General features: G+C 73.4%; 19 protein-coding genes. 9 read left to right on the forward strand and 10 right to left on the reverse strand.

The genetic code is table 11. The features are described 5' to 3' along the window. Positions 1 to 18 precede the first annotated feature (18 nt). A complete protein-coding gene (locus AWQ68_RS32020) occupies positions 19 to 654 on the reverse strand; it encodes an Lrp/AsnC family transcriptional regulator (protein WP_066947716.1) in 636 nt (211 codons plus the stop codon). Between the two features lie 121 nt (positions 655 to 775). Here AWQ68_RS32020 and AWQ68_RS32025 point away from each other — a divergent pair, with 121 nt between their 5' ends. From AWQ68_RS32025 to AWQ68_RS32050, 6 genes are all read left to right on the forward strand, one after another. Then, positions 776 to 2,377 carry an ABC transporter substrate-binding protein gene (locus AWQ68_RS32025; RefSeq protein WP_066947718.1) on the forward strand — a complete coding sequence of 534 codons (1,602 nt, stop codon included), beginning with the start codon at positions 776 to 778 and terminating at the stop codon, positions 2,375 to 2,377. Further along, on the forward strand, positions 2,352 to 3,461 hold the full coding sequence (locus tag AWQ68_RS32030; RefSeq protein ID WP_066947721.1) for an ABC transporter permease: 1,110 nt from the start codon (positions 2,352 to 2,354) through the stop codon (positions 3,459 to 3,461). The genes AWQ68_RS32025 and AWQ68_RS32030 overlap by 26 nt, the downstream gene beginning before the upstream one ends. Continuing rightward, entirely contained in the window at positions 3,458 to 4,339 is an 882-nt protein-coding gene (locus AWQ68_RS32035; protein ID WP_245656300.1) for an ABC transporter permease, read from the forward strand. The genes AWQ68_RS32030 and AWQ68_RS32035 overlap by 4 nt, the downstream gene beginning before the upstream one ends. After that, the gene (locus AWQ68_RS32040; RefSeq protein ID WP_066947724.1) at positions 4,336 to 5,190 is read left to right on the forward strand and encodes an ABC transporter ATP-binding protein; all 855 of its coding nucleotides are present in this window, start codon (positions 4,336 to 4,338) and stop codon (positions 5,188 to 5,190) included. Before AWQ68_RS32035 ends, AWQ68_RS32040 begins: the two co-directional genes overlap by 4 nt. Continuing rightward, positions 5,187 to 6,101: an oligopeptide/dipeptide ABC transporter ATP-binding protein gene (locus AWQ68_RS32045; RefSeq protein ID WP_066947726.1), complete on the forward strand. Its 915-nt coding sequence runs from the start codon at positions 5,187 to 5,189 to the stop codon at positions 6,099 to 6,101. Before AWQ68_RS32040 ends, AWQ68_RS32045 begins: the two co-directional genes overlap by 4 nt. 132 nt (positions 6,102 to 6,233) lie before the next feature. Then, positions 6,234 to 7,241, forward strand: coding sequence for an Acg family FMN-binding oxidoreductase (locus AWQ68_RS32050; RefSeq protein WP_066947728.1), 1,008 nt, complete (start codon positions 6,234 to 6,236; stop codon positions 7,239 to 7,241). 36 nt (positions 7,242 to 7,277) lie between these two features. Here AWQ68_RS32050 and AWQ68_RS32055 read toward each other — a convergent pair whose 3' ends face one another. From AWQ68_RS32055 to AWQ68_RS32070, 4 genes are all read right to left on the reverse strand, one after another. Continuing rightward, the gene (locus AWQ68_RS32055) at positions 7,278 to 8,096 is read right to left on the reverse strand and encodes a universal stress protein (protein WP_066947731.1); all 819 of its coding nucleotides are present in this window, start codon (positions 8,094 to 8,096) and stop codon (positions 7,278 to 7,280) included. Positions 8,097 to 8,135: 39 nt separating this feature from the next. Beyond that, the gene (locus AWQ68_RS32060) at positions 8,136 to 9,254 is read right to left on the reverse strand and encodes a site-2 protease family protein (RefSeq protein WP_066947733.1); all 1,119 of its coding nucleotides are present in this window, start codon (positions 9,252 to 9,254) and stop codon (positions 8,136 to 8,138) included. Positions 9,255 to 9,351: 97 nt separating this feature from the next. Continuing rightward, positions 9,352 to 10,644: an aspartate aminotransferase type Ic gene (locus AWQ68_RS32065; RefSeq protein WP_066947736.1), complete on the reverse strand. Its 1,293-nt coding sequence runs from the start codon at positions 10,642 to 10,644 to the stop codon at positions 9,352 to 9,354. 110 nt (positions 10,645 to 10,754) lie between these two features. Then, complete coding sequence (locus AWQ68_RS32070) at positions 10,755 to 11,600, reverse strand: AraC family transcriptional regulator (protein ID WP_066947739.1); 846 nt, start codon at positions 11,598 to 11,600, stop codon at positions 10,755 to 10,757. A gap of 66 nt (positions 11,601 to 11,666) precedes the next feature. Between AWQ68_RS32070 and AWQ68_RS32075 the strand changes: the two genes are divergently transcribed. Further along, positions 11,667 to 12,071: a DUF2000 domain-containing protein gene (locus tag AWQ68_RS32075; RefSeq protein WP_066947742.1), complete on the forward strand. Its 405-nt coding sequence runs from the start codon at positions 11,667 to 11,669 to the stop codon at positions 12,069 to 12,071. 42 nt (positions 12,072 to 12,113) lie between these two features. On the opposite strand, the gene AWQ68_RS32080 is transcribed toward AWQ68_RS32075, so the two are convergent. Beyond that, positions 12,114 to 12,305, reverse strand: a complete 192-nt coding sequence (locus AWQ68_RS32080) for a hypothetical protein (protein ID WP_245656302.1) — start codon at positions 12,303 to 12,305, stop codon at positions 12,114 to 12,116. 128 nt (positions 12,306 to 12,433) lie between these two features. Between AWQ68_RS32080 and AWQ68_RS32085 the strand changes: the two genes are divergently transcribed. After that, positions 12,434 to 12,943, forward strand: coding sequence for a MarR family winged helix-turn-helix transcriptional regulator (locus AWQ68_RS32085; RefSeq protein ID WP_066947748.1), 510 nt, complete (start codon positions 12,434 to 12,436; stop codon positions 12,941 to 12,943). Here the strand turns inward: AWQ68_RS32085 and AWQ68_RS32090 are convergent. Further along, a complete protein-coding gene (locus tag AWQ68_RS32090; RefSeq protein WP_066947751.1) occupies positions 12,930 to 13,673 on the reverse strand; it encodes a hypothetical protein in 744 nt (247 codons plus the stop codon). The genes AWQ68_RS32085 and AWQ68_RS32090 overlap by 14 nt on opposite strands. Positions 13,674 to 13,780: 107 nt before the next feature. Further along, the gene (locus tag AWQ68_RS32095; protein ID WP_084464620.1) at positions 13,781 to 14,563 is read right to left on the reverse strand and encodes a 3'-5' exonuclease; all 783 of its coding nucleotides are present in this window, start codon (positions 14,561 to 14,563) and stop codon (positions 13,781 to 13,783) included. A gap of 84 nt (positions 14,564 to 14,647) precedes the next feature. Here AWQ68_RS32095 and nfi point away from each other — a divergent pair, with 84 nt between their 5' ends. Then, positions 14,648 to 15,355 carry a deoxyribonuclease V gene (nfi, locus tag AWQ68_RS32100; RefSeq protein WP_245656304.1) on the forward strand — a complete coding sequence of 236 codons (708 nt, stop codon included), beginning with the start codon at positions 14,648 to 14,650 and terminating at the stop codon, positions 15,353 to 15,355. Positions 15,356 to 15,367: 12 nt separating this feature from the next. On the opposite strand, the gene fdhA is transcribed toward nfi, so the two are convergent. Then, complete coding sequence (fdhA, locus tag AWQ68_RS32105; RefSeq protein ID WP_066947753.1) at positions 15,368 to 16,591, reverse strand: formaldehyde dehydrogenase, glutathione-independent; 1,224 nt, start codon at positions 16,589 to 16,591, stop codon at positions 15,368 to 15,370. Between the two features lie 137 nt (positions 16,592 to 16,728). Beyond that, positions 16,729 to 18,385 (reverse strand): selenocysteine-specific translation elongation factor (locus tag AWQ68_RS32110; RefSeq protein WP_245656306.1); only part of this gene is annotated, 1,657 nt, incomplete at its 5' end.

Genomic DNA, 18,385 nt, shown 5'->3' on the forward strand with positions numbered 1-18,385 from the left:
CCGTCCCCGCCCGGGACCTCAGCCCTTGTCCCGCTGCAGCCCGGCCCGGCTCTCGGAGACGCCCTCGAAACGCATCTTGCCCAGCGGCACCCCGTCACCCGACGCCTCGGGTGCGGGCCGCCGCGGGGCGGGCCGCCGGTCGGTCGGCAGGATGTACGGCCGCTTGATCACCTCGTCGAGGATGAAGACGGTCTCGGTGGCCTTGACCGCCGGGATGCTCGCCAGGCGCTCGGTCACCAGGCTGTGCACGGCGGCGACGTCGGCCATCCGCACCTGGATCATGGCGTCGTGCTGGCCCGTGGTGATCGCGCAGTACTCCACCTCGGGCATCTGGGCGAGCTGCGCGCGGAACTGGCGCCACATCTGCTGCCGCACGGTCACGAAGATCAGCGCGGTGATGCCGAGACCGGCCCGGACGTGGTCGATCTCGGCGGTGAAGCCCTTGATCGCCCCGTCGGCGCGCAGCGCCTCGAACCGGGTGTAGGCGTTCGCGCGGGAGATGCCGACCCGCTCGGCGAGGGCGGACACGGAGATCCGGCCGTTCTCCCTCAGCACCTCGAGGATCTTGAAATGTGTCGAATCCAGTTCCAGGCCGATGCCGATACGTCCAGAAGCAGCACTCCCACGCGTCGGGTAGCTTGACGTTTCGGTCACGGCAGTTTCCCCCTCATCAGATATGTCTCAGCATCCCGGCACACGCTGGACTTTCTGTCGGACACTCCTGCACCATCATCGACTAAACGTCTCACATGGCACATTTTCGGAGGATACAGATATGGCGCTCCGTTCGCGGCGCCGGCGGGCGACCACCGCCCTGCTGCCGGTCGTGCTCACCGGTGCTCTCGCCCTCGCCGCGTGCTCCAGCGGCGGCTCGTCCGCCACGCAGGGGCAGAGCAGCGCGGGCAAGACCCTCGTGATCGACACATCCTTCGATCTCAAGACGGCCGACCCGGGCCGCACGTACGAGCCGACCGGTCTGATCGTGGACAAGGCGACCTACGACACGCTCCTCACCTTCGAGGGCGCGGACGTCACCAAGCCGGTCCCGTCCCTCGCCGAGTCGTACGAGATGTCGCCCGACGGCAAGAAGCTCACGCTCAAGCTGCGCAAGGACGCCACCTTCGCCGACGGCTCCCCCGTCACCGCGCAGGACGTCTTCTTCTCGCTCAGCCGCGTCCGCGACATGAAGGGCACCCCGTCGTTCCTGCTCGACGGCGTCGAGGTGGAGGAGACCGACGACAGCACGATCACGCTGACGTCGAAGGAGCCCAACCCGGCGCTGCCGTACATCCTGCCGAACCCGGCGCTGGGCATCCTCAACTCCAAGGTCGCCAAGGAGAACGGCGCGACCGCGAACCCGGACGACAAGGCCGAGCAGTACCTCAACTCCGCCTCGGCCGGCTCCGGGCCGTACACGATCGAGTCGTTCAACGTGAGCAGCCAGGTCGTGCTCAAGAAGAACGACAAGTACTGGGGCGCCAAGAAGCCGTTCTACGACAAGGTCGTCATCCGCAACGTCGAGTCCGCCACGCAGAAGCTCAACGTGCAGCGCGGCGACAGCCAGGTGGCGCTGAACCTGTCGGGCGACCAGGTGTCCGGCATGGGCGGCGGCCTGCAGGTCAAGCGGACGACCTCGGCGTACGTGTTCTTCCTGCTGGCCAACCAGGACCCGGGCGTCAGCAAGGTCACCTCCAACGCCAAGTTCGTCGAGGCACTGCGCAAGGGCATCGACTACACCGGCCTGCTGGAGCTGGCCGGTGAGGGCTCGACCCAGGCCGCGGGCATCATCCCGTCGATGTTCCTCGGCGCGCTCCCGGCCGACCAGGCCACCAAGCGCGACGTCGAGGGCGCGAAGGCGGCGCTCAAGGAGAGCGGCGTGGCCAACCCCACGGTCAAGCTGGAGTACCCGAGCGAGCTGACCGTGAACGGCCTGTCCTTCCAGCCGCTGGCCGAGCGCATCCAGGCCAACCTCAAGGAGGTCGGCATCACGGTGGAGATCACGCCCGCGCCGGTCACCACGGCCCTGGACAACTACCGGAACGGCAAGGAGGAGCTCGGCCTCTGGTACTGGGGCCCGGACTTCCCCGACCCCAGCAACTACCTGTCGTTCCTGCCCGGCAAGCTGGTCGGCCTGCGCGCCGGCTGGAAGGCGGGCGCGGACAAGGAGCTGGAGGCCGCGGGCGAGAAGGCCGCCGCCTCGGTGACCGACGACGACCGCAAGCAGGCGTACACCGACGTGCAGACGAAGCTCAACGCGTCCGGGCCGTTCATCCCGCTGATCCAGCCGGGCCAGAACATCGTGACGGCCGGGTCCGTCACCGGCCTGGAGTACCACCCCGTGTGGACGATCAATGTCGCCGACCTCGGCGCCAAGTAAGGACCGCGAGGGCGGCGCGGCCCCGGACAGCCGGAAGGCTGTGCGGGGCCGCGCCGCCCGCCGGCATCCGTTCGCCCGCTTCCTGGTCCGCAGGATCATCACGGCGCTGCTGCTCGCCCTGGGCATCACGCTCGTCACGTTCATCCTGACGAACCTCGTCCCCGGCGACCCGGCCGCGGCCAATCTGGGCCAGCGCGCCATCGGCGACCCGGCGATCGTCGCGCAGTGGCGCGCGGACCACGGACTGGACAAGCCCCTGCCCCAGCAGTACCTGGTGCACCTGTCCGGGGTGTTGCACGGGGATCTCGGGCAGAGCCAGCAGAGCCACCGCCCGGTGGCCGACGACCTGGCCGAGTTCGTGCCCGCGACCCTGGAGCTGGCCGGCGCGGCCATCCTGATCTCGCTGATCCTCGGTGTCGGCTTCGGCGTCGTCGCCGCGCTGCGCCGGGACCGTCTGCCGGACCACATCCTGCGCGTGACCAGCCTGTTCGGCATCTCGGTGCCGACGTTCTGGCTCGCTCTCGTCGCGTTCTACGTCTTCTTCTACCGGCTGCAGATCACGCCGGGCAGCGGCAGGATCGACCCCGGCATGACGCCGCCGCCGCACGTCACCGGCCTGTACACGGTCGACTCGGCGCTGGCGGGCCAGTGGGACGTGTTCGCCTCGGCGGCCGGCCACCTGGTCACCCCGGCACTGGTCCTCGCGTTGTACACGATCGGCCTGCTCACCCGGTTCACCCGCTCGGCGGTGCTGGAGGTGCTCGGCCAGGACTACGTCCGCGCGGCCCGCGCCAAGGGCCTGCCCGGCCGGGTCATCCTGTTCCGGTACGTCCTGCGCCCGGCGCTGGTCCCGGTCATCACGGTCGCGGGCCTCGCCTTCGGCAGCCTGCTGTCCGGCACGGTGCTCGTCGAGGCGATCTTCGCCTGGCCCGGCGTCGGCCAGTACGCCTACAAGAGCGCGACCTCCCTGGACCTGCCCGCCGTCATGGGCGTAGGCCTCGTGGTGGGCGTGGTCTACCTCGTCATCAACCTGATCGTGGACGTTCTGTACGGCGTCATCGACCCGAGAGTGAGACTGTCGTGAGACGACGGCAGACGGCGCCGCGGACAGGGGGGCTGCTCCGGCGCCTGCCCGAGGCGTGGCGGCGGCCGCTGGCGATCGCCGGCGGCGTGGTGGCGATCGCCTGGATCCTGATCGCGCTGGCCGCGCCGGTGCTCGCGCCCCACGACCCGCTCGCCCAGGAGCTGCCCCGGCTGGCCCCGCCCGGCCCCGGCCACTGGTTCGGCACCGACCAGCTCGGCCGCGACATCCTCAGCCGCGTGCTGTACGGCGCCAGGGTGTCGATCCCGCTGACGCTGCTGCTGGTGGCGCTGTCGGTGCTGATCGGCGGCCTGCTCGGCGCCTGCGCCGGATATTTCGGCAAATGGGTGGACGAGACGATCATGCGGCTGGCGGACCTCGTGTTCGCCTTCCCCACGATCATCCTCGCCATGGTGGTGGCCGCCGCGCTCGGCGCGAGCCTCGGCAACGCCGTGCTCGCCGTGCTCGTCGTCGCCTGGCCCGCCTACGCCCGAGTGACGCGCGGCCTGGTGCTCGGCATCCGCGAGCGGGAGTTCGTGGTGAGCGGCCGGCTGCTCGGCTTCTCGGCCTGGCGCTCGCTGCGCGTGGACGTCCTGCCCAACGTCACCGGCCCCGTCATGGTGCTGGCGACGCTCGACATCGGCACCGCGCTGCTGCTGCTGTCCGGCCTGTCCTTCCTGGGCCTCGGCGCCAAGCCGCCGTCGCCCGAGTGGGGCGCGATGGTCGCCTCCGGCGTGGAGGTCTTCGACAGCTGGTGGGTGGCGACCTTCCCCGGCCTCGCCATCCTGACCGTGGTGCTCGCGTTCAACTTCCTCGGGGACACGCTGCGCGACGCGCTCGACCCCCGTACCGCCCGCGCCATCAAGGAGCGTGCCATTTGAGCGAGCGACACGAGACGGCCGCGGGGGACGGCGTCCTCGCCATCGAGGGGCTCACCGTCGCCATCCGCGGCAAGGAGATCCTGCGCGGCGTCGACCTCACGCTGGAGCCGGGCCGGGTCCACGGCCTGGCCGGCGAGAGCGGCTCCGGCAAGACCATGACCGGCCTCGCCGTGCTCGGCCTGCTGCCGCACGGGGCCCGCGTGGCGGGCCGGATCGCGCTGGCCGGGCGCGACCTGCTGTCCCTGCCTCCCAAGCAGCTCAACGCCGTACGGGGGGCCGAGGTCGCCATGGTCTTCCAGGACCCGGCGACCAGCCTGCATCCCATGCTGACGGTCGGGCGGCAGCTCACCGAGCACATGCGCCACCACCTGCGCCTGAGCCGGGGCGAGGCGCGGGAGCGGGCGATCGACCTGATGCGCAAGGTCCGCATCCCCGGGCCGGAGGAGGCGATCGGCCGCTATCCGCACCAGTTCTCCGGCGGCATGCGCCAGCGCATCGCGATCGCGGTGGCGCTCGCCTGCGCGCCCAAGGTGCTCATCGCGGACGAGCCGACGACGGCGCTCGACGTGACCGTCCAGGCGGGCATCCTGCGGCTGCTGCGCGGCCTGTGCGACGACCTCGGCCTGGCCGTGCTGCTGGTCACCCACGATCTCGGCGTGATGTCGGCGGTCGCGGACGAGGTGAGCGTGATGAAGGACGGCCTGGTGGTGGAGACGGGGCCGCGCGGCCAGGTGCTGGTCGAGCCGCGCCACGCCTACACGCGGGCGCTGCTCGACTCGCTGCCCGAGAACGCCGGGAACGCGGCGGCCGCGACCGCCGGGGCCGAACCGTCCGAAGGAGAGCCGGCATGACACTGCTGAAGGTGGACGACCTGGTCGTCGAGCACCGCACTCCCGGCCGCCCCGTGGTCCGGGCCGTCGCCGGGGCCAGCCTGAGCGTCGCCGCCGGAGAGGTGGTCGGCCTGGTCGGCGAGTCCGGGTGCGGCAAGTCCACGCTGGCCCGCACGGTGTGCGGCATCGGCCGCCCGGCCTCGGGGACCGTCTCGTTCCAGGGCCGCCCGGTGACGCCGCTCGGCCTGCGCCGCAGGGACCCGTCCCTGACCGGCATCCAGATGGTCTTCCAGGACCCGTACGCGTCGTTGAACCCGCGGCGGCGGGTGGGCGACCAGATCGCCGACGGGCTGCGCACCGCCGCCGACACCTCGACCACGCCCGCCGACCTGCTCGACCGGGTCGGGCTGCCGCGCGAGTTCGCCACGCGGTACCCGCACGAGTTCTCCGGCGGCCAGCGCCAGCGGATCGCGATCGCCCGGGCCCTGGCCGCCCGGCCGTCCCTGCTGATCGGCGACGAGCCGATCTCGGCGCTGGACGCGTCGGCGCAGGCGCAGGTCGCCCGCCTGATGCGCGACCTCGCGGTCGAGTCGGGCGCCGGGCTGCTCTTCATCAGCCACGACCTGTCCGTGGTGCGGCTGATCGCCGACCGGATCGCCGTGATGTACCTGGGCAAGATCGTGGAGACCGGCCGCACCGACGAGGTCTGGGCCGACCCGCGGCACCCGTACACGCGGGCGCTGCTCGGGGCGATCCCGGCGCCGGACGGTGCCGGGGTGCTCCCGGCGGAGCTCCCGGGTGACGTGCCCGACCCGGCCTCGCCTCCGGCCGGCTGCCGGTTCCACCCCCGCTGCCCGAAGGTGATGGACGTCTGCAGGGAGCGCGAGCCCGAGTTCGGGCCGGTCGCCTGCTGGCTGCACGAGCCCGCCTGACCGGTTCTCCGGTCGGGCGGGGGCCTGATGACCAAAGTCCCGGCGGCGCGGGGGCCGTCGGCACTGGTCTCCCGGGTGTGGACGGCGAAGTCTGGCTCTGTGCGAGATCCGTCTATCTCGAGGAGGCCAACGATGCTCTCGCCCCTGGCGTCCGATCTCGGCGTTCAGTACCTTCTGGTGGCGGCCGAGCAGGCTCCGTCCGTGCTCAACACCCAGCCGTGGCGCCTGCGGACCTCCGGGCACGACGTGGCCGAGCTGCTGTGCGACCCGAGCCGCAGGCTGCGGGTGAGCGACCCCAGGGGCCGGTCGATGCATCTGAGCTGCGGCGCGGCGCTGTTCAACCTGCGGCTGGCGGTCAGGATCGGCGGCCACCGCCCGGCGGTGTCGCTGCTGCCCGATCCGGACGAGCCCGAGTTGCTCGCGTCGATCCGGATGACCGAGTCGACGCCGGCCAACGCGACGGAGCGCTCCCTCTACTCGGCGATCCGGGTGCGCCGGACCAACCGCGAGCCGTTCGAGGACCGGATGATCCCACCCTCGGTGATGGCCGGGCTGCGCATCGCGGCCACCCGCGAGGGCGCGAACCTGGTCCCCCTGGACGCCGAGGCGTCGGGCGAGCTCCTCGAACAGGTCGCGCTGGCCGACGACGAGATCGCGCGGGACAAGCGCTACCTCGCCGAACTGGCCGCGTGGACGGCCGGCCGCGCGCTGTTCGACGGCGTCCCGCGCCACGTCCACGGGCCGCGCCCGGACCGCGACCCCGCGCCGGTGCGCGACTTCGGGCTGGGCCACCGGGGGCGGGACCGCCGGGTGGAGCGTTTCGAGTCGCGCCCGCAGCTCGCCGTGCTCACCACCCGGGGCGACCGGCCGGGCGACTGGCTGCACGCGGGCCAGGCGCTGCAGCGGGTGCTGCTCATGGCCACCTGCCACGGGATCTCCGCGTCGTTCCTCAACCAGCCGCTCGACCTGCGCGACATGCGCGGCCGTACGGACCCGAGGCACGCGCGCGGGCACGCGCAGATGATCATCAGGCTGGGGTACGGCCCGGTGGTGCCGCGCGCTCCGCGCCGCCCGGCGAACGAGCTGCTGCTCCAGGAGCGGCGCGGGCGCGACCGCCTGATGCCGCTGCTGCGCCTCTAGCGGGCCTCCAGCGGCTCCAGAGGGCCAGGGGGCGGGTCAGCTCCGGGGGACCACCGCGACGGGGCAGCGCGCGTCGTGCAGCACGGCCTGGGTGACCAGGCCGAGCGTCACCCTCGCCGGCTCGCGGTGCGCGCGGTTGCCGATGACGACCAGCGCGGCGTCCTCGCTCTCGGACACCAGGGCCTCGACCGCCGACCGCTCCGCGAACGAGGTGGAGACCCGCACCTGCGGGTACTTCTCGCACCAGGGCGCCACGACCCGCTGGAACCGGGCGCCCGCCTCGCGGAGCGGCCCCTCGTCCTCCGCCCAGGCGTGTACGGCCAGCAGCTCGGAGCGGCGCAGCGTCGCCTCCTCCATGGCGAAGCCGAGCGCCCTGCCGCCCAGCGGCGAGTCGTCCACGCCGACGACGACGGGGCCGGAGGCGGCGCCCGGCCCGCCGACGAGGATCACCGGGCAGGGCGCGTGCCCGGCGACCTGGACGGCGGTGGAGCCGATCTTGAGCCGCTCGAAGCCGCCCGTCCCCCGCGTGCCCAGGATGATCAGCTCCTCGGCCGCCGCCTCGGTGAGCAGGACCGACGCCGGCGATCCATGCTCCAGCCGGCCCCTGACCTCCAGGCGCGGCGCCAGCGTGGTGGCCAGGGTGACGCCCTTGCCGAGGAGGTGCTCGGCCGAGAGCCGTACGATCTCGACGATCGAGGGGTCGCTCGGCCTGACCTGGAACGGCCACTGCCAGGCGTGGGTCACCACCAGGGGCGCGTACCGCATCAGCGCCTCGCGCACCCCGAGGCGCAGGGCCGTCTCGCTGAACGCCGATCCGTCGTATCCGACCACCACGGGCCGCTGGTCGGCTCGCATGCAGCGTCTCCTCTCGTCGCGCGCTCGCCGGGCCCCGGCTCAGCCGGACCGGCGCAGCAGGGCCAGCCGGACCATCCGGGCCACGTCCTGGGCGGTGACCATGCCGGTGACCTGTCCCCCCTCGGTGACGACGGCGGCCAGGGGGCCCAGGGACGGGCGTTCGAGCAGCACGGTCGCCTCGGCGTCGGGGCCGACCACCCGCTCGGGCGCCAGCGGCCGGGCCAGGTCGCCCAGACGGGTGGAGCCCCGCCGGGCGGGCGGCACGGCGGCCAGCTCCTCCAGTGTTACGGACCCGACGGGCTCGCCCCCGAACGCGACCACGGGAAACACCGTCTGGTGCGATCGGGACGCGACGCCGGCGACGAACTCCCCGACGTCGAGCCAGGCCGGGGCGAGGTCGGGCAGCGGGGTCATCACGTCCTTGATCCGGACGCCTTCGAGCCCCTCACGCGCCGAGCGCGCGGCCATCTCGGTGCCCGCCGCGCCGGCGAGGAACCATCCGATGATCATGAGCCAGAGGCCGCCCGCCCACGAGGTGAACAGGACCTCGGCGACGCCCGCGGCGATCAGCAGGAGCCCGAGCCCCTGCCCGGCCCGCGCGGCGGCCCGGTCGGCCCGGAAGCGGTCGCCGGTGCGCCACCACACCAGGGCGTGCAGCACCCGGCCGCCGTCGAGCGGCGCGCCGGGGAGCATGTTGAAGACCCCGAGCAGCAGGTTCATCAGCGCAAGCCACATGAGGGCGGACATCACCAGTCGCGGCCCGGGCACGAACACGGCCACGACGAAGGCGAACCCCCCGATGACCAGGCTGGTCAGCGGGCCGACCACGGAGATCTCCAGCTCGCCGCGCGGCGTACGCGCCTCGCCCTCCATCTGCGTGACGCCGCCGAAGAGCCACAGCGTGATCGACCGCACGGGAATGGCCCGCCACCGGGCGACCAGCGCGTGCGCCAGCTCGTGGGCCAGCAGCGAGACGAGGAACAGCACAGCGGTCACTACGGCGAGCGCCCAGTACAGCCGGGGAGCCTGGCCGGGCGCCGCGCCGGGCAGCACGGCGCCGGCGAGGCTGACCGCGATCAGCGCCGCGATCACCAGCACCGACCAGTGGGCGCCCACCGGGATCCCGGCGACCCGCCCGAGCCGCAGACTCTGCTTCATACTTCCACCATCCGCCCGAACGGCCGGTCCCGGCAGGGACGTCTCGTCTCTTTGGGCGAGGACTTTCGACTGCCCGTGGCGGGGCGGATGTAACCGATCAGCCGGCGGAGGCGGCCTCGATCAGCCGGGCCGTGGCGACCAGGCGGACGCAGACCGCGAGCCCCTCGATGGCGAGTTCGAGCTCGTCCAGCTCCGGATAGGTCGGCGCGATGCGGATGGTCCGGTCTCGCGGGTCGTTCCCGTACGGGTGGGTGGCGCCGGCGGGGGTCAGCGCGATGCCAGCCTCGGCCGCCCTGCGCACGACCTCGCGGGCGCAGCCGTCGGGCACCTCGAGGCTGATGAAGTATCCGCCGGCGGGGTTGGACCAGGAGGCGAACCCGGTGCCGCCCAGCTCCTTGTCGAGGATGCGGCCGACCGCGTCGAACTTGGGCCGGATCAGGTCGCGGTGGCCGCGCATGTGGGCGGCCAGGCCGTCGGCGTCCTTGAGGAAGCGCACGTGCCGGAGCTGGTTGACCTTGTCGGGGCCGATGGTCTGCTTGCCGGTGTTGGCGAGGAGCCAGGCGACGTTCGCGGGCGAGGAGCCGAAGAAGGCCACGCCGGCGCCCGCCCAGGTGATCTTCGAGGTGGAGCCGAAGACGAAGACGCGGTCGGGGTTGCCGTGCTCGGCGCACAGCGCCAGGATGTCGGCGATCTCCACGGGCGTGTCCGTGAGGTGGTGCACCGCGTACGCGTTGTCCCAGAAGATCCGGAAGTCGGGCGCGGCGGTCGGCATGGCCGCCAGGCGCCGCACGGTCTCGTCGCCGTAGCAGACGCCGTCCGGGTTGCTGTACTTGGGCACGCACCACATGCCCTTGATCTGGGCGTCCTCGCGCACCAGGCGCTCGACGACGTCCATGTCCGGGCCCTCGGGCGTCATCGGCACGGGGATCAGCTCGATGCCGAAGCGCTCGCACAGCGCGAAGTGGCGGTCGTACCCGGGCACCGGGCACAGGAAGGCGACGCGCGGCTCGTCGGCCCAGCGGCGCTCCGCGCCGGGCAGCCGGCCGAGCATCGCGTGGACGACCGTGTCGTGCATCATGGCGAGGCTGGAGTTGCCTCCGGCCACGAGCTGGGCGGCCGGCACCTGCAGGGCCGCGCTGAAGATCTCCCTGATCTCCGGCAGGCCCTGGAGACCGCCGTAGTTGCGGCAGTCGGTGCCGTCGGCGGCCCTGAGGTCTCCCGCGCCGAGCCGCGTGAGCAGACCGTCGGACAGGTCGAGCTGCCGGGGCGACGGCTTGCCCCGGGTCAGGTCCAGGGACAGGCCGCGCGCCACGAGGGCGGCGTGGTCGCGGACGGCGCGGTCGTGCTCGGCGACGATCTCGTCGAGACCGCCGAGCTGGGGTGAGGTCACGGTCTTGCCTTCCTTGTGCGTGGGCGGGAGCGGGTGGAATCCGGTCGTCCCCGCCGGAGAACGCGGCGGTTCCGAGGATAGAAGGCGGCCCGTCCCGTCCCCCGCGCGCCCTACGGCCGCAGCGCCGCCTCGCGGTAGCGGCCGGGGGTGATCCCGAAACAGCGGACGAACCAGCGATTGAGGTGGCTCTGGTCGGCGAACCCCGCCTCGGCCGCCGCGTCGGCGGCCGTCCACCCCCGTGCCAGCAGCCGCCGGGCCTCCCGCAGCCGGAGCTGGCGGAGGTAGTCGCTGGGCGCCATCCCGTACGCGGACCGGAACGCCCGGTAGACGGCGAATCTGCTGCCCCCGGCCAGCTCGGCCAGCTCGGCGGCGCCGACGTCGGTGCGGAAGGACTCGGCCAGGACCCGGCGGGCCCGCTCGGCGATCCGCCGCGGACCCGCGAGCCGGGGCGGCGACCAGGTCACCCCACCCGCCCGCCGGGCCGCCGACACGATCGCCAGGGCCAGCGCCTCGTCACGGAGCAGCGGCTCGGCGCCGTCCAGCAGCGCCGCGGCGGCGCGGCGCAGCGCGCGGGCCAGCTCCGGGGCCGGCAGCACGGGCTCGCGGAACAGCGGCAGCCCGGCCGAGCGCCCGAAGGCGTCGCCGAGCGCGTCGCGGATCAGCTCGGGGCCGATGTGGACCATGCGGTAGGTGAACCCGCCCGCGCTGGAGGCGTGCCCGTCGTGCGCGTCCTCGGGGTTGAACGCCATGACCATGCCGGCCGCGCTGGTGTGGCCGGCCCCGCGGCAGGTGAAGGACTGCGCGCCCTCGTCGGTGACGCCGAAGGAGTACGTGTCGTGGCTGTGCCGGTGGTAGACGTGCCGCTCGAAGTGGGCGTGCATCGCCTCCACCGGCTGGCCGGGCGATCGCCCGTAGCGCGCCCACTCGCCCCGTGCCCGATCCCCTCGCGTCGCCATGGGTCCATTGTCCGCCGCGCACGTGCGTACAAGACCGCGGCCGCCGAAGCGGGGAGCATCTCCCCCATGCGTTTCACCACCAAGATCGGCATCGCCGTACGCTCCGACCTCGCCACGTGGCAGAAGCTCAACGTGACCGCCTTCCTCGCCGGCGGGGTCGCGGCGGACGGGGAGGACATGATCGGCCTGCCGTACGAGGACGAGGAGGGGAACCGTTACCTGCCGCTGCTCCGCCAGCCCGTGCTGGTGTTCGCGGCGACCGGGGAGGAGCTCACCCGCGCCTGGACGCGGGCCCTCGCCAGGGGCGTGCGTACGGCGATCTACACCGAGGAGATGTTCAAGACCGGCAACGACGACGACAACCGGGCCGTGGTGCGGGAGGCCGCCGAGTTGCGGCTGGTGGGCCTCGCGGTCCACGGCGGCAGGAACGACGTGGACAAGGTGCTCAAGGGGCTGCCGCTGCACCCCTGACGCCGTTCCGGCGCCCCCGGCCCGGCTGCCGGGCCGGGGGGCTCAGCCGATGTCCAGCCACATCAGCAGGACCAGACCGAGGAGGTGGCCCAGGACGACGAAGACGATCAGGAAGATGAAGATGAACTTGGCCGGACCGTGCTCGAAGTACTTGCCCTTGCCGACCAGGGCGGGCCGCTGCGCCTGGCGCTCGGCGATCCGCTCTTCGATGCTCTTCCGCCGCAAAGGGGCCACGACCTTACCTCCGGTCAGGTGAGCCGCGCCGGCCCTCCGGATCGGCGGCTCACGGACTCAGCGATTAGTTGGTACACAAACCATTTGTGTACTAATTTTTATACCACGCCCGTCGTACGGAGGTGCATGTGACCGGCTTCGCCGACATTCCGGACCCGTTGTCCCTGGAACGCCAGGTGTGCTTCGCTCTGTCCGTCGCGTCCAGGAACGTCATCGCGGTCTACCGTCCGCTGCTGGAGCCGATGGGCCTCACCCATCCGCAGTACCTCGTCATGCTGGCGCTCTGGGAGCACGCGCCCCTGGCCGTGAAGGACCTCAGCCGGATGCTCCAGCTCGACCCGGGGACCCTCTCCCCGCTCCTGAAGCGCCTGGAGGCGGCCGGGCTGGTCCGGCGTGAGCGCGACCCCGAGGACGAGCGCGCCCTCGCCGTCGTCCTCACCGAGGCGGGCCGTGACCTCCGGTCCGAGGCGCAGAAGATCCCGCCGGCGATCGTGGCCCGGCTCGGCATGGGACTGGACGAGCTGCAGCACCTGCACGAGTCGCTCATGCGCGTGATCGCCGCCGCCAACGCCGCCAACGCCGCCGGCAACGGCCAGGCCCCGGACGCGGCGGCGCCGGCCGGGGTCAGGAGCCGATGAGGACGTCGATCAGCGCGGGGAACGCGACCCCCGCACCGTAGAGGGCGAACGGGACGAGGAACTGGACGCAGAGGGCGAGGACGCACCCCCGCCCGCCCTCGAGCCGGGACGGCGGTGGGGCCTGCGGGCCGAGCCCGCGCCACAGCGACCGGGGCTCGGAGAGCAGGTAGGCGAGAGCGCCGATCTGTCCGACGGTGAACAGCCAGAACCACGCCCAGCGGTTGCCGAGCCGGGGCCGGGCGGTGCCCAGCATGATGACGAGCGTGGCGATCCAGGCGGCCGCGACCGTCCAGCTCGCGTGCGGCACGGGCACCCGGAACGGCCAGGAGGGTGGGGACGTCGCACGGCCGGGCTCGTCCTCGGCCCGCCGCACCACCGGGTGCGGGTCGGGCACGAAGGCGTCGGCGTCGGAGATCTCCGGGGCGATGTCGGTGAGAAGTCCGGCCCGCGTGTAGGGGGCGTCGCCGGGCCACGGCGACCGCGCCCGGTACCAGAACAGCGGCGCCGTGGACCAGCGCACCTCCCGCAGCTCGGCGCGCGCGTCGTCGCCGCCCGTGTAGATGACGTAGGTGACCCGTCCGGCGGCCAGGTCGGCGCGCAGATCGGCGAGGGTGCGCTCGCGGGGCGCGACGCTGAGCAGGGTGACGAAGCCGCCCCACACCAGCACGACGAGCAGGAGCACCCGAACCCACAGCCCCGCGATCCGATACGGCTCCCGGTACTCCGCCACGCGCTTCCCCCGATCGTCTCGGCGTCCCCCGCTCTTCTGGATCATCTCGTACGGAACCGCGACGGATACACGGAATTGTCGGCATCCGGCCGGAATACGGGGGCCCCTCAGTCGTCGAGGGCGTCCGGGTCGAGGGGTGGATCGTCCACCGCCTCGGCCATGGTCTCGATGAGCCGCAGCACCGCGCGGCAGTCGCCGACCGCGTTGTGGTCGCCGCCCGGCAGCGCGTGCCTGCGCCAGTCTCCGCGCCGCTCGTCCCACTGGCCTCTGAACCAGCCGTACACGGTCATCGCGCACTTCCAGGAGAAGCCGCGCGACCAGGCCATGGCGTAGTCGAGGCTGCGGACGCGGGCGACCTCGGCGCGCAGGAGGCGTCCGTCGTACCGGCTGTTGTAGACGATCACCGGCCGGTCGGGCGCGGTGAGCGCCGCGCTCAACTGAGGCAGGACCTCGCGGAAGGCGGGCCGCCCGGCGACGTCGTGGTCGTGGTAGCCGTGGATCGCGGTCGCCTCGGCCGGGATGGCCACGCCGGGGTCCACCAGCGTGTCGAGCAGGACGTCGCCGCGCATGTCGATGACGCCGATCTGCACCGCGCGGTCGGTGTTCGGGTCGGTGCCGGTGGTCTCGGTGTCGAGGATGACGGCGTTGGACCGGAGCATCGCGTCGGCCCACCGGATCGACCTCCAGCGTTCGGCCTCGAGATCGATCGTGTCGCATTCGCGGTAGAGTTCGAACTCGCGCCCGTCGATGACGACGAGCGCGACGGGCGGTCCGACCGGCAGGCGGCGTCGCTTCGCGAGCTGCCCCTTGGTGCGGAGGTCACGGGCCATGGCCTGCCGCCAGGTGAGCCGGGGCAGTCCCTCGGGCGCGACCGCGGGGGAAGTGGTCATGATCGCGATATAGCAGTCACCACCGACACTTTTCCGCCCCCGCCTCGCGCGACAGGTACGGAACGAGCGGCGGGGAGGCGGCCGATGGAGCGGGGCACGGGCGCGGCGGAACGGCCGGAGATGCCGGTGGCGTGGCCGCGCACCGAGGCGGAGGCGGAGGCGGAACAGGAGCGGCTGCGCCCCTTCGTGGACCTCGCGGACCCGGGGCCGGAGGCCGTCCGGCACGTCGCGGGCCTCGACGTCGCGTACGAGGGCCAGAGCGAGGGTGACGACCTCACCGCGGCCGTGGTGGTCCTGGACGCGCTGACCCTCGATGTGGTGGACCAGGTCGTCGTGCGGGAGCGCGCCCGGTTCCCGTACGTGCCGGGCCTGTTCGCCTTCCGGGAGCTGCCGCCGCTGCTGACCGCGCTTGAGCGGGTGCGGGTCACACCCGACCTGCTGGTCTGCGACGGGTACGGCCTGGCCCACCCGCGCCGGTTCGGCCTGGCCTGCCACATCGGCGTGCTGACCGGGCTGCCCGCGATCGGGGTGGCCAAGACGGCGTTCGTCGGCCGCTACGAGGTCCCCGCGCCGGAACGCGGCGCGTGGGCGCCGATCGTGGAGGGCGACGAGGTGCTCGGACGAGCGCTGCGCACGCGTACGGGTGTCAAGCCGGTCTACGTGTCCCAGGGCCACCGGATCGGCCTCGACAACGCCTGCCGCCACGTGCTGCGGCTCACGCCGGAGTACCGCCTGCCCGAGCCGATCCGCCTGGCCGACCGGCTCTCCCGCTCGGGGACGCCGACCGCCTGACCCCCGTCGGCGTCAGGCGGCCGTGGCGAGCATCCCGTGCGGGTCGAGCACGTACTTGCGGGCCGCGCCCTTGTCGAACTCCGCGTAGCCGCGCGGCGCCTGGTCGAGCGGGATCGGCGTGGCGTTCACCGCTTCGGCGATGCGTACCCGGTCGTGCAGGATCGCCATCATGAGCTGGCGGTTGTAGCGCATGACCGGGCACTGTCCGGTGGTGAACGACAGCGACTTGGCCCAGCCCAGGCCGATCCTGATCGACAGCGAGCCCTGCCGGGCCGCCTCGTCCTTGGCGCCGGGGTCGCCGGTGACGTAGAGACCGGGGATGCCCACGGCGCCGCCCGCCCGGGTCACGTCCATGATCGTGTTGAGCACGGTGGCGGGGTGCTCCGTGCCGGCCTCGCGCCCGTGGCCGCGCGCCTCGAAGCCCACGGCGTCCACGGCGCAGTCGACCTCGGGCACGCCGAGGATGCGCTCGATGTGCTCGCGCGGCTCGCCCTGCGACACGTCGGCGGTCTCGCAGCCGAAGCCGTGGGCCTGGGCCAGCCGTTCCTTGTTGAGGTCGCCGACGATGACGACCGCCGCGCCGAGCAGGAACGCCGACGCGGCCGCGGCCAGCCCGACCGGCCCCGCGCCCGCGACGTAGACGGTCGAGCCCGGCCCCACCCCGGCCGTGACACAGCCGTGGAACCCCGTCGGGAAGATGTCGGCCAGCATGGCGAGATCGAGGATCTTCTCCATGGCCTGGTCCCGGTCCGGGAACTTCAGCAGGTTCCAGTCGGCGTACGGCACCAGCACGTACTCCGCCTGGCCGCCGACCCAGCCGCCCATGTCGACGTACCCGTACGCCGAGCCGGGCCGGTCCGGGTTGACGTTCTCGCAGATGCCGGTCTTGCCCTCCTTGCAGTTGCGGCAACGGCCGCAGGAGATGTTGAAGGGCACCGAGACCATGTCGCCGACCTTGACGAACTCGACGTCCGGCCCCACCTCGGCGACCTCGCCGGTGATCTCGTGCCCGAGGACGAGGCCCTGTGGTGCGGTCGTCCGGCCGCGCACCATGTGCTGGTCGCTGCCGCAGATGTTGGTGGCGATCGCCTTGACGATCGCGCCGTGCGGAACCTTTCGGCCCACGTTGGCCGGGTTCACGCCGGGTCCGTCCTTCAGCTCGAACTCGGGATAGTCGATGGCGTGCACCTCGACCTTGCCCGCACCCTCGTAGACGACGCCCTTGTTCCCAGGCATGCCTGCCCCTCCCCGTCCCGGGCGTACCCGGCCGGGCCCCGGCCCGAGGGAACCGCGGAACCCCCGGATCCGGCCCCGAAGATTGCAGTTCACTTCATTGTAAATCGCCTATTAGCGGCAAAATCGGGCACGCCTGGTCAGGAGGGCGTACGGCACCGCCGGCGCAGGTCGTCGACGCGTTCGGTGAACCCACGCCGGTCGAGATGTTCGAGCAGCGGCACCATGACCCGGCGGCTGCTGTCCAGCGCCCGCCGCGCCTCGCTGACGGTGAACGGCTGCGGCAGGCGGGCGAGCAGCTCCGCCGCCCGCAGGTCCGCCCCGGCGGGGAGCACCACACCCTCGGCCACCCGGAGCAGCGCGCCGGTGCGCACCGCCGCCGCCACCTCCTTGGGGCCGAGGCCCAGCTCGGCCAGCCGTCCCGCCTCCGGCGCGAGGAAGGGCCGGGCGGCGAGCTCCGCGCGCAGCCGCTCCACCGCCGCGGCGACGGCCGGTGGCAGCGGCGCGGCCCGGTCACCGGGCCCCGTCACGATCCGCCCGTCGCGGACGGCGAGCGGCGGCGCGACGAGGGACGCGACAAGCCGCCGGTCGGGCAGGCCGAGCGCCCGCCGGGCTACCTCGACCGGCATCCCGGGCTCCAGGGGGTGCTCGGCCGCGTACCGGCCGGCCGCGCCGGGCAGCCGCTCCCGGAGCCGGGTCCAGTGGGCGGGGTCGGCGTGCCAGTCCCCGGACACCGGCGCTCCCTCGGGCGCGCACCCCATGGCGCGCAGGTCGGCCGCGCGCAGCAGCCGGTGCGTACGCATCAGGGAGCGGGCGTCCGGCGCGGCCTCCGCGAGCTCGGCGGCGCGCTCCCCGGCCGCGCCCCTGCGGCGCAACGCGGGCGGCCGGGGGTCGAGCACCGTCGCCCCGGCCAGCACCCGGACGGCCGCGCTGTTTCCGGGGTCGCGCAGAAGCAGCACGTCGCCCAGGTGCAGCGGCAGCGGGCGGCCCAGGCGGAGCCGGGCGATCGGCCCGCCGAGCGGCCGCACGTCGCACACCGCGGCGGCCGACCCGATGTGCGCGGTCAGCCGCGGCGGCAGGGCCGGCCCATCCACCCACGGGCCGGCGGCCGAGCCCTCCCCATGGTCGGCGGCCGGGTACTCCCTCGGGCCGGCGGCCGAGCCCTCCCCATGGTCGGCGGCCGGGTACTCCCTCGGGTCGGCGGCCGGGCCGACCAGGCGGATCCGGACGTCCACGACGTCGGTCCACGTCCACGCGCCCGGGGTGACGAGCGCCTGGCCGCGTTCCGGCGCGGCGGAGGCGCGCAGGTTGAGCGCCACCCGCGCGACACCGGTCACGGACGGCGTCGCCTCCTTCAGGCATTCGACCGCCCGCACCCGCACCGCGCCGGAGGGCAGCGCCAGCTCGTCGCCGACCGCGACCGTCCCGGCGGGCAGCGTGCCCGTCACGACGGTGCCGCTCCCCCGCACGGTGAACACGCGGTCGATCCACACGCGCACCGGCGCGCGGGGGTCGGGCGCGGGCAGCCGGGCCACGAGCCGGTCCAGCGCCGCCCGCAGGCCGTCCAGCCCCTCGCCGGTGCGCCCGCTCACCGCGACCCGCTCCGCGCCGCCCAGTCCGGCGCGGGCCAGCCGCGCCGCCGCCTGCGCCGTCACGGGCCCCGGGTCGGCGAGGTCGGCCCGCGTGACCGCGAGCAGGCCGTGCCGTACGCCGAGTGCCTCCAGGGCGGCCAGGTGCTCCTCCGACTGGGGCATCCAGCCCTTGTCGGCGGCGACGACGAACATCACGGCGGGCGCC

This window comes from Microtetraspora fusca (assembly GCF_001570365.1).
Classification (GTDB): Bacteria; Actinomycetota; Actinomycetes; order Streptosporangiales; family Streptosporangiaceae; genus Microtetraspora; species Microtetraspora fusca.